Origin of the sequence: Streptomyces globisporus, assembly GCF_003501885.1 — a bacterium.
Taxonomy (GTDB): domain Bacteria; phylum Actinomycetota; class Actinomycetes; order Streptomycetales; family Streptomycetaceae; genus Streptomyces; species Streptomyces globisporus_D.
Genome location: NZ_QWFA01000227.1, coordinates 1 through 9,831 on the forward strand (window position 1 = coordinate 1; position 9,831 = coordinate 9,831).

The 9,831-nt window shown below is 67.5% G+C and carries 8 protein-coding genes, 1 tRNA gene and 1 pseudogene; 7 read left to right on the forward strand and 3 right to left on the reverse strand.

Going from position 1 to position 9,831, the window contains the following annotated elements:
* The first annotated feature begins 331 nt into the window (after window positions 1–331).
* The 5 genes from D3105_RS29850 to D3105_RS29870 all read left to right on the forward strand — a co-directional run bounded on the left by D3105_RS29850 (window position 332) and on the right by D3105_RS29870 (window position 5,980).
* Window positions 332–1,567, forward strand: a complete 1,236-nt coding sequence (locus tag D3105_RS29850) for a branched-chain amino acid ABC transporter substrate-binding protein (RefSeq protein WP_118906042.1) — start codon at window positions 332–334, stop codon at window positions 1,565–1,567.
* A gap of 102 nt (window positions 1,568–1,669) precedes the next feature.
* Entirely contained in the window at window positions 1,670–2,602 is a 933-nt protein-coding gene (locus D3105_RS29855; RefSeq protein WP_030713181.1) for a branched-chain amino acid ABC transporter permease, read from the forward strand.
* A gap of 5 nt (window positions 2,603–2,607) precedes the next feature.
* Window positions 2,608–4,392: a branched-chain amino acid ABC transporter permease gene (locus D3105_RS29860; protein ID WP_118906043.1), complete on the forward strand. Its 1,785-nt coding sequence runs from the start codon at window positions 2,608–2,610 to the stop codon at window positions 4,390–4,392.
* 5 nt (window positions 4,393–4,397) lie between these two features.
* On the forward strand, window positions 4,398–5,267 hold the full coding sequence (locus D3105_RS29865) for an ABC transporter ATP-binding protein (protein WP_118906046.1): 870 nt from the start codon (window positions 4,398–4,400) through the stop codon (window positions 5,265–5,267).
* Window positions 5,264–5,980 (forward strand): ABC transporter ATP-binding protein, encoded by a 717-nt coding sequence (locus D3105_RS29870; RefSeq protein WP_010061197.1) that lies wholly within the window; start codon window positions 5,264–5,266, stop codon window positions 5,978–5,980. The genes D3105_RS29865 and D3105_RS29870 overlap by 4 nt, the downstream gene beginning before the upstream one ends.
* Window positions 5,981–6,076: 96 nt before the next feature.
* Here the strand turns inward: D3105_RS29870 and D3105_RS29875 are convergent, their stop codons facing one another.
* On the reverse strand, window positions 6,077–6,733 hold the full coding sequence (locus D3105_RS29875) for an ANTAR domain-containing response regulator (protein ID WP_003969810.1): 657 nt from the start codon (window positions 6,731–6,733) through the stop codon (window positions 6,077–6,079).
* A 99-nt stretch (window positions 6,734–6,832) separates the two neighbouring features.
* Between D3105_RS29875 and D3105_RS29880 the strand changes: the two genes are divergently transcribed.
* Together D3105_RS29880 and D3105_RS29885 are read left to right on the forward strand one after the other, a co-directional pair.
* Window positions 6,833–6,905, forward strand: a tRNA-Leu gene (locus D3105_RS29880).
* 111 nt (window positions 6,906–7,016) lie between these two features.
* Window positions 7,017–7,796 (forward strand): helix-turn-helix domain-containing protein, encoded by a 780-nt coding sequence (locus D3105_RS29885; protein WP_118906044.1) that lies wholly within the window; start codon window positions 7,017–7,019, stop codon window positions 7,794–7,796.
* Between the two features lie 6 nt (window positions 7,797–7,802).
* On the opposite strand, the pseudogene pyk reads toward D3105_RS29885, so the two are convergent.
* Together pyk and D3105_RS29895 are read right to left on the reverse strand one after the other, a co-directional pair.
* Window positions 7,803–9,027: pseudogene (gene pyk, locus D3105_RS29890) on the reverse strand (pyruvate kinase).
* Window positions 9,028–9,147: 120 nt separating this feature from the next.
* Window positions 9,148–9,831: SIMPL domain-containing protein (locus D3105_RS29895; RefSeq protein WP_118906045.1), on the reverse strand; the 684-nt coding region annotated here is incomplete at its 5' end.

Here is a 9,831-nt window from a genome sequence, read left to right on the forward strand (position 1 = left end):
CCCCCCTCGCGCCCCGGCCCCCCGCGACAGCACCAAGATCACCCCAAGCCCCTTAGCAGAGCTGCGCGTTCTCACCATGTGGGCAATGCCCAGTCCAGGCGAAACCCGCACATCCCCTCACAGGAACCTCAAGCCTTGCTCAAGGGCATAACAAGAGAGTCACATCCGCAGCCGACCCATCCCTATGGCCCTCGCCTGCGCTTAGAGTCACGGCCAGTCACCGCGCCGCCGGGCGCGTCTGCTGCACGGCCCTGTACCACCCCAGTACGGCCCGGCGATGATCACGGCACCTCATGCCCGAGGAGCGCCGCGCCAGGGAAAGGACCCTCTCGTGCGACACCGTTCTTTGCTCATACTCACCGCAGTGCTCACCACCGGAGCACTGACGCTCACCGCCTGCGGGTCGCGCGACGAAGGCAGCAAGGACAGCGGCGACGGCGGTGGCAAGACCACCGTCGTCATCGGCGTCGACGCGCCCCTGACCGGCTCCCTCTCCGCGCTCGGCCAGGGCATCAAGAACTCCGTGGACCTCGCGGCCAAGACCGCGAACAAGAACAACGAGGTCCCCGGCATCGAGTTCAAGATCGAAGCCCTCGACGACCAGGCCGTCCCCGCCTCCGGACAGGCCAACGCCACCAAGCTCGTCGGCAACGACGACGTCCTCGGCGCCGTCGGCCCCCTGAACTCCGGCGTCGCCCAGTCCATGCAGGGCGTCTTCGAAAAGGCCGACCTCGCCCAGGTCTCCCCGGCCAACACCAACCCGGCGCTCAGCCAGGGCGACAACTGGGCCAAGGGCGACATCCAGCGCCCCTTCAAGACCTACTTCCGCACCTGCGCCACCGACGTCGTCCAGGGCAAGTTCGCCGCCCAGTACCTCTACAACGACGCCAAGAAGAAGAAGGTCTACGTCGTCGACGACAAGCAGACCTACGGCGCCGGCCTCGCCGCGATCTTCTCCGCCGAGTTCAAGCGCCTCGGCGGCAAGGTCGTCGGCACCGACCACGTCACGGTCAAGGAGACCGACTTCTCCAGCACCGCCGACAAGGTCAAGAGCTCGGGCGCCGACTCCGTCTACTACGGCGGCCAGTACCCCGAGGGCGGCCTGCTCTCCGACCAGATCAAGAAGACCGGCGCCAAGATCCCCACCATGGGCGGCGACGGCATCTACGACCCCGCCTTCATCAGCGCCTCCGGCGAGGCCAACGACGGCGACTACGCCACCTCCATCGGCTACCCCGTCGAGGCCCTCCCGACCGCCAAGAAGTTCATCGAGGACTACAAGGCAGCCGGCTACAAGGACCCGTACGCGGCCTACGGCGGCTACTCCTACGACGCCGGATGGGCCATCATCCAGGCCGTCAAGGCCGTCGTCGCCGACAACGACGGCAAGCTCCCCGAGGACGCCCGCGCCAAGGTCACCGAGGCCATGGCCAAGGTCTCCTTCGACGGTGTGACCGGCAAGGTCTCCTTCGACGAGAACGGCGACACCACCAACAAGCAGCTCACCGTCTACGAGGTCCAGAAGGGCGCCTGGAAGGACGTCAAGAGCGCCACGTTCGAGGACTGATCCCCCCGGCACAGCCCCGCCCCACCTGACCCAGACCGCGCGAGGGCGCAAACAGCGCCCTCGCGCGGAGTCATATCCGACAAGCTCATCGGAGGCCCTGCGGTGCACGAACTGCCGCAACAGCTGGCCAACGGCCTTGCCCTCGGCGCCCTTTATGGCCTCATAGCCATCGGGTACACCATGGTCTACGGCATCGTCCAGCTCATCAACTTCGCCCACGGCGAGATCTTCATGATCGGGGGCTTCGGCGCCCTCACCACCTACATCATGCTCCCCAGCGGGACCACCCTCCTGGTCGCCATCCCGCTCATGATCATCGGTGGAGCCATCGCCTCCGTCGCCGTGGCCACCGCCGCGGAACGGTTCGCCTACCGGCCCCTGCGCGGCGCCCCCCGCCTCGCCCCGCTCATCACCGCGATCGGCCTCTCGATCGTGCTCCAGCAGCTCGTCTGGGGCTTCTACCCCGACGCGAAGAAGCCCCGCAGCTTCCCCGAGTTCCAGGGCGAATCCTTCAAGCTGCTCGACAACCTCTACCTCCAGCGCGCCGACGCCTTCGTCCTCGTCCTGGCCCCCCTCTGCATGCTCGCCCTCGGCCTCTTCGTCGCCAAGAGCCGCAGCGGCCGCGCCATGCAGGCCACCGCCCAGGACCCCGACACGGCCAAGCTCATGGGCATCAACACCGACCGCATCATCGTGATGGCCTTCGCCATCGGCGCCGCCTTCGCCGCCGTCGCCTCGGTCGCCTACGGCCTCGACAAGGGCCAGATCAACTTCGAGATGGGCTTCATCCTCGGCCTCAAGGCCTTCACCGCCGCCGTCCTCGGCGGCATCGGCAACATCTACGGAGCCATGGTCGGCGGCGTCGTCCTCGGCCTCGCCGAAGCCCTCTCGATCGCATACATCGAAGAGATCCCCGGCATGGAGCAGCTCGGCGGCGGCGCCTGGGCCAACGTCTGGGCCTTCGTCCTCCTCATCGTCGTCCTCCTCGTCAGGCCACAAGGCCTGCTCGGCGAGCGCGTCACGGACAGGGCGTGATACCCATGACCACCAAGACCCACCAGACGACGCCCGTCCTCCCCATCCCCGCACCCGCAGCCCGCGCCGCCACAGCGGCCGGAGCCGCACTCACCCTCGGCTCCACCTTCCTCGCCTGGACCTGGACCGCGAAATTCCCCGGCGACCTCACCGTCACCGGCTACCCCGGCGGCCTCCAAGTCCTCACCCTCGTCGGCGCCGCCCTCACCCTGCTGTTCACCCTCTCCGGATACGGCATCAAGGGCCTCCGCTGGCTCACCCCCGGCGGCACCAACAGCCCCGTCCGACTCGCCGCACTCGGCCTGCTCGGCACCATGGGCTTCACCGTCGGCGCCATCTCCGTCGAACTCGGCGGCGTCGTCAACCTCGAACCCGGAGCCTGGATCGGCCTCGTCGGCGCCATCATCACCGTCGTCGCCTCCCTCGGCCTCCCCCACGACCAGGACATCACCGACACCGCCACCCCCTCCCCCCTCGAGAAGTTCCTCAACAGCCTCCGCGCCCCCGCGCCCGGACGCCCCAAGGAACTCCCCTCCTGGGCCGAGATCCTGATCATCGTCGCCGCCTTCGGCATCGGTCTCTTCGTCGTCACCTACGGCATCGACACCGCCTACCCCGAACTCTTCGTCGGCTACCTGATCATCACCGGCTTCGCCGTGACCGCACTCTTCAAGGCCGGCCTCATGGCCCGCCTCTCCGCGATCACCACGAAGTACCGCTCCATCGCCGTCGCCGCGGCCTTCGCCGCCGCAGCCGTCTTCCCGTTCACCCAGAGCACCGACCAGTACACCCTCATCGCGGTCAACATCCTCATCTTCGCGACCGTCGCCCTGGGCCTGAACATCGTCGTCGGCCTCGCCGGACTCCTCGACCTCGGATACGTCGCCTTCCTCGGCGTCGGCGCCTACACGGCCGCCCTCGTCTCCGGAACCAGCGCATCCGCGTTCGGCGTCCAGTTCCCCTTCTGGGCCTCCGTCCTCCTCGGCGCCGCCGTCTCCCTGATCTTCGGCGTCGTCATCGGAGCACCCACCCTCCGCCTCCGCGGCGACTACCTCGCCATCGTCACCCTCGGCTTCGGCGAGATCTTCCGCATCGCCGTCGGCAACCTCGACGGCGTCTCCGGCCCCCGCGTCACCAACGGCCCCAACGGCGTACCGAACATCCCCGACCTCAACTTCTTCGGGTACGACTTCGGCGAATCCCACACCATCCTGGGCTTCGAACTCGGCGCCTACGCCAACTACTACATGCTCATGCTGCTCGCGATGATCCTCGTGGTCCTCGTCTTCAGCCGAGCCGGCAGCTCCCGCATCGGCCGCGCCTGGGTCGCCATCCGCGAGGACGAGACCGCCGCCACCGCCATGGGCATCAACGGCTTCCGCGTCAAGCTCATCGCCTTCGCCCTCGGCGCCACCCTCGCCGGCATCGCCGGCACCGTACAGGCCCACGTCCAGAGCACCGTCGTCCCCGAGATGTACGTCTTCGCCGGACCCGTACCGCCCAACTCCGCCTTCCTCCTCGCCGCCGTCATCCTCGGCGGCATGGGAACCATCAGCGGACCCCTCATCGGCGCGGCACTCCTCTACATGATCCCGGCCAAGCTCCAGTTCCTCTCGGACTACCAGCTCCTCGGCTTCGGACTCGCCCTCATCCTCCTCATGCGCTTCCGCCCCGAGGGCCTCATCGCCAACCGGCGCGCCAAACTGGAGTACCACGAGACCGGCCAGCTCGACGTACCCGACGAAACCCTGGCAGGCACCACCTCCGGCACCACGAAGGCGGGGGCGTGAACACCATGACCACCACCACACCCGAGACCGCCACCACCGTGCTCGACGCGAGCGGCGTCACCATGCGCTTCGGCGGACTCACCGCCGTCCGCAACGTCGACCTCACCGTCAAAGCAGGCGAGATCGTCGGTCTCATCGGCCCCAACGGCGCCGGCAAGACCACCTTCTTCAACTGCCTCACCGGCCTCTACGTCCCCACCGAGGGCAAGGTCCGCTACAAGGGCACCGTCCTGCCGCCCAAGCCCCACCTCGTCACCCAGGCAGGCATCGCCCGCACCTTCCAGAACATCCGGCTCTTCGCCAACATGACCGTGCTGGAAAACGTCCTCGTCGGACGCCACACCCGCACCAAGGAAGGCCTCTGGTCCGCCCTCCTGCGCGGACCCGGCTTCAAGAAGGCCGAAGCCGCATCCCACGAACGCGCCATGGAACTCCTGGAGTTCATCGGCCTCCAGGACAAGGCCGACCACCTCGCGCGCAACCTCCCCTACGGAGACCAGCGCAAACTGGAGATCGCCCGCGCCCTCGCCAGCGACCCCGGACTCCTCCTCCTGGACGAGCCCACCGCCGGCATGAACCCCCAGGAAACCCGCGTCACCGAAGAACTCATCTTCGCGATCCGGGACATGGGCATCGCCGTCCTCGTCATCGAGCACGACATGCGCTTCATCTTCAACCTCTGCGACCGCGTCGCCTGCCTCGTCCAGGGCGAGAAGCTCGTCGAAGGCTCCCCCGGCGAGGTCCAGGCCGACGAACGCGTCGTCGCCGCCTACCTCGGCACCCCCTTCGAAGGCGACCCCGGCGCCGACGAAGTCGCCGAGGTCGAGGCCGCAGAGGCGCACAGCACCACCCGCACGGAAGGGGAAACCCAGTGACCGCCCTGCTAGAGGTCGAAGACCTCCGCGTCGCCTACGGCAAGATCGAAGCCGTCAAGGGCATCTCCTTCTCCGTCGAAGCCGGCCAGGTCGTCACCCTCATCGGCACCAACGGCGCGGGCAAGACCACCACCCTGCGGACCCTCTCCGGGCTCCTCAAGCCCTCCGGCGGCCGCATCACCTTCGACGGGAAGCCCCTCGGCAGCGTCCCCGCGCACAAGATCGTCGCGCTCGGACTCGCCCACTCCCCCGAAGGCCGCCACATCTTCCCCCGCCTCACCATCACGGAGAACCTCCAGCTCGGAGCGTTCCTCCGCACGGACAAAGCAGGCATCGAGAAGGACGTCCAGCGCGCCTACGACCTCTTCCCCATCCTCGGGGAACGACGGAAGCAGGCCGCCGGCACCCTCTCGGGCGGAGAGCAGCAGATGCTCGCCATGGGACGCGCCCTGATGTCCCAGCCCAAGCTGCTCATGCTCGACGAGCCCTCCATGGGGCTCTCCCCGATCATGATGCAGAAGATCATGGAGACCATCGTCGAGCTCAAGGCGGCGGGCACCACGATCCTGCTCGTCGAGCAGAACGCCCAGGCCGCCCTGTCCCTCGCGGACCAGGGTCACGTCATGGAGGTCGGCAAGATCGTCCTCTCCGGCCCCGGCTCGGACCTGCTCCACGACGAGTCGGTCCGCAAGGCGTACCTCGGCGAGGACTGACGCCGCTGCCGTACGGAAGAGGCCCGCACCCGGTTGGTTCCGGGTGCGGGCCTCTCTCGTTGCGGACGAACGAGTACGTGTACGTCGTGTACGCGGCTACTCCGCCGACTTCTTCTTCTCCTCGGCGTCCTCGATCAACGCCTCCGCGAGCTGCTGCATCGACATCCGCCGGTCCATCGACGTCTTTTGGATCCACCGGAACGCGGCCGGCTCGGAGAGCCCGTAATCCGTCTGCAGGATGCTCTTGGCCCGGTCCACCAGCTTGCGGGTCTCCAGCCGCTGGGACAGGTCCGCGATCTCGCTCTCCAGCGCCTTCAGCTCGGCGAACCGGGAGACGGCCATCTCGATGGCCGGCACGACGTCGCTCTTGCTGAACGGCTTCACGAGGTACGCCATGGCCCCGGCGTCCCGGGCCCGCTCGACGAGGTCGCGCTGCGAGAAGGCGGTGAGCATGAGGACCGGGGCGATGGACTCCTCGGCGATCTTCTCGGCGGCGGAGATCCCGTCGAGGACCGGCATCTTCACGTCCAGGATGACCAGGTCCGGCTTGTGCTCCCGGGCCAGCTCGACGGCCTGCTGCCCGTCGCCCGCCTCACCGACGACGGAGTAGCCCTCCTCCTCCAGCATCTCCTTGAGGTCGAGGCGGATGAGGGCCTCGTCCTCGGCGATGACGACGCGGGTCGTCAGCGGCGGGACGTGCGACTTGTCGTCGTCGACGGCGTCTACGGGCTGGGGCGACTCGGGGGTGGTCACGGGGCTCCTTGGTAAGGACAGGGGTGAGCTCCCAAGAGCCTACCTAGTTACGGTATGTTTGAGGCACGGAGGGTCACCGGTATCCTTCGTTTCGAAGGGGCCCCGGTAGCCCAGCGGCAGAGGCGATGGATTCAAAACCCATACAGCGTCGGTTCGAATCCGACTCGGGGCACTTCTCCTTGGATTCCAAGGTCTAGCGACAATTTGACGATCTTCATCCTTGCCGGTGAACGCGCCTTCGAATCGAGCGCGCACTTTCGAAGACCGCGCAAGACTCCGCCGCATGGAGCAGCACAACCCGTCGAAACGCGACGAAGCACTCGCCCTCCTGCGGAGCGGCACCACCAACCGAGCAGTGGCGGAACGCCTCAATGTGCCGCGCGGCACCGTCGGCTGGTGGCTGCACGAGGACCGCAAGCGACGCGGAGTGCAGTACGAACAGCCCACCGACTGCCCCGTCTGCACGGGCCGGGAGCTTGACCGTGCGGCGTACGCCTACTTACTGGGCCTGTACCTCGGCGACGGCCACATCACGTCGAAGCGCAAGCAGCACCATCTGTCGATCTTCTGCGACGCCGCCTGGCCGGGAGTGATCGACGAGGCGGAGTCAGCCATACGCAGAGTCATGCCCATACCGCGCACCGGTCGGCGTCAGCGAAGCAACTGCATCGAAGTGAAGTCGTACAGCAAACACTGGCCCTGTGCCTTTCCTCAGCACGGGGCGGGCAAGAAGCATGAGCGGCAGATCGCTCTCGAAGCGTGGCAGCAGAAGATCGTGGACTCCCACCCCTGGCATCTCGTCCGGGGCCTCATCCACTCCGACGGATGCCGGAACATGAACTGGACGACCAGAGTCGTGAAGGGTGAGCGAAAGCGGTACGAATACCCCCGGTACTACTTCACCAACGTCTCCGACGACATCCGCCGCCTCTACACCGACACCCTCGACGCGCTCGGCATCACCTGGACGCACTGCACCCGCGCGGGCAAGCCCTACAACATCTCCGTAGCCCGACGGGCATCCGTAACCCTCATGGATGCGCACGTCGGGCCGAAATACTGAGCCGCCCTACTTCGGGCTGTCGTCCTCGCCGATGTGGTGGACGCGGACCAGGTTCGTCGAGCCCGCGACGCCGGGCGGGGAGCCGGCCGTGATCACGACCACGTCGCCCTTCGCGCAGCGGCCGATGCGCAGGAGCTCCTCGTCGACCTGGGCGACCATCGCGTCCGTGGAGTCGACCTTCGGGCCGAGGAAGGTCTCGACGCCCCACGTCAGGTTGAGCTGGGCGCGGGTGGCTTCGTCGGGGGTGAAGGCGAGGAGCGGGATGGGTGAGCGGTAGCGGGAGAGGCGCTTGACGGTGTCGCCGCTCTGGGTGAAGGCGACGAGGAATTTCGCGCCGAGGAAGTCGCCCATCTCGGCGGCGGCCCTCGCGACGGCTCCGCCCTGGGTGCGGGGCTTGTTGCGTTCGGTGAGGGGCGGGAGGCCCTTGGCGAGGAGGTCTTCCTCGGCGGCCTCGACGATGCGGGACATGGTGCGCACGGTCTCGATGGGGTATTTGCCGACGCTGGTCTCGCCGGAGAGCATTACCGCGTCGGTGCCGTCGATGATCGCGTTGGCGACGTCGGAGGCTTCGGCGCGGGTGGGGCGGGAGTTGTCGATCATCGAGTCGAGCATCTGGGTGGCGACGATGACCGGTTTGGCGTTGCGCTTGGCGAGTTTGATGGCGCGCTTCTGGACGATGGGGACTTGTTCCAGGGGCATTTCGACGCCGAGGTCGCCGCGGGCGACCATGATGCCGTCGAAGGCGGCGACGATGTCGTCGATGTTGTCGACGGCCTGGGGTTTTTCGACCTTGGCGATGACGGGGAGGCGGCGGCCTTCTTCGTCCATGATGCGGTGGACGTCGTCGATGTCGCGTCCGGTGCGGACGAAGGAGAGGGCGATGATGTCGGCGCCGGTGCGCAGGGCCCAGCGGAGGTCGTCGATGTCCTTCTCGGAGAGGGCGGGGACGGAGACGGCGACGCCGGGGAGGTTGAGTCCCTTGTTGTCGGAGACCATGCCGCCTTCGATGACGGTGGTGTGGACGCGGGGTCCGTCGACGCCGGTGACTTCGAGGGTGACGCGGCCGTCGTCGACGAGGATGCGTTCGCGTTCGGCGTAGCTGCCGTTCGGCGTAGCTGCCGTGGCTGAGGTTGAAGCGGGCGATGTCCATTCCCGCTTCGACCAGGGCCTTGATCTGGTCGTATGAGTTGGTTGCGGGTCCCAGGGTACAAACGATTTTCGCTCGGCGCATACGTCGAGCCTAAACCTTACCTACGGGTAGGTATTTGGCTCCGTATGACACCTCAACAACCTTTGGATGAAGGGTTATTGACAAGTGTTGAATTGTGCGGCGGGGCGCTCTGATGAGCGTTTATCCGAGGTGCGGCGGGATGAGGGTGAAGGCCGCTTCGACCTGGGCGTCGACGTTCTGGCGTACGGGTTCGAGGTCGATGGGGGCCGTGTCGGCTGCGCTTTCCGCGCGGGCGGAACGCATGACGCCGGCGCCGCCGTAGGTCGCGGTGGCGAAGGTGGCTCCGCCGACGCTTCCGGTGTCGCTGAGTTCGAGGAGGGCGCCGATGCGGGTGTCGAGGGCTTCGGCGTATTCGCGGGCGCGCTGGAGGGCTTCCTGGACGGCTTGGCGGCGGGCGGTTGCGTGGTGGGGGGAGGTGGGGCGCAGGGCCCACCAGGGGCCGTCGACGCGGATGAGTTCCTGGTCGGCGAGGCGGGCGACGAGTTCGCCGAGGACGGTGAAGTCGCTGAGGGTGGCGGTGAGTTGGATGCTTCCGTGGTAGGCGCGGATGCGTTCGCCGCGGCCGTGGCGGGCGAGTTCGGGGCGGATGGTGAGGGTGCCGGTTTCGAGTTTTTCGACGGCGTCGCCGTAGCCCTTGATGAGGTCGAGGGTGGCCGTGTTGCGGCGGGTGAGGTCGTCGAGGGTGGTGCGGCGGTCGGTATTGCGGGCGGTGAGGGTGACGGCGATGCGGGCGATCTCGGGGTCGACTTCGAGGTGGGCTTCGCCGCGGACGGTGACGCGGGGGGCGGCGGGGGTGCCGTGGGA

Excerpts from the sequence above, each read along its gene's own strand:
- D3105_RS29885 (WP_118906044.1), top strand. The coding sequence starts at position 7,017 with ATGGAGCAGCACAACCCGTCGAAACGCGACGAAGCACTCGCCCTCCTG.
- D3105_RS29860 (WP_118906043.1), top strand. The coding sequence starts at position 2,608 with ATGACCACCAAGACCCACCAGACGACGCCCGTCCTCCCCATCCCCGCA.
- D3105_RS29865 (WP_118906046.1), top strand. The coding sequence starts at position 4,398 with ATGACCACCACCACACCCGAGACCGCCACCACCGTGCTCGACGCGAGC.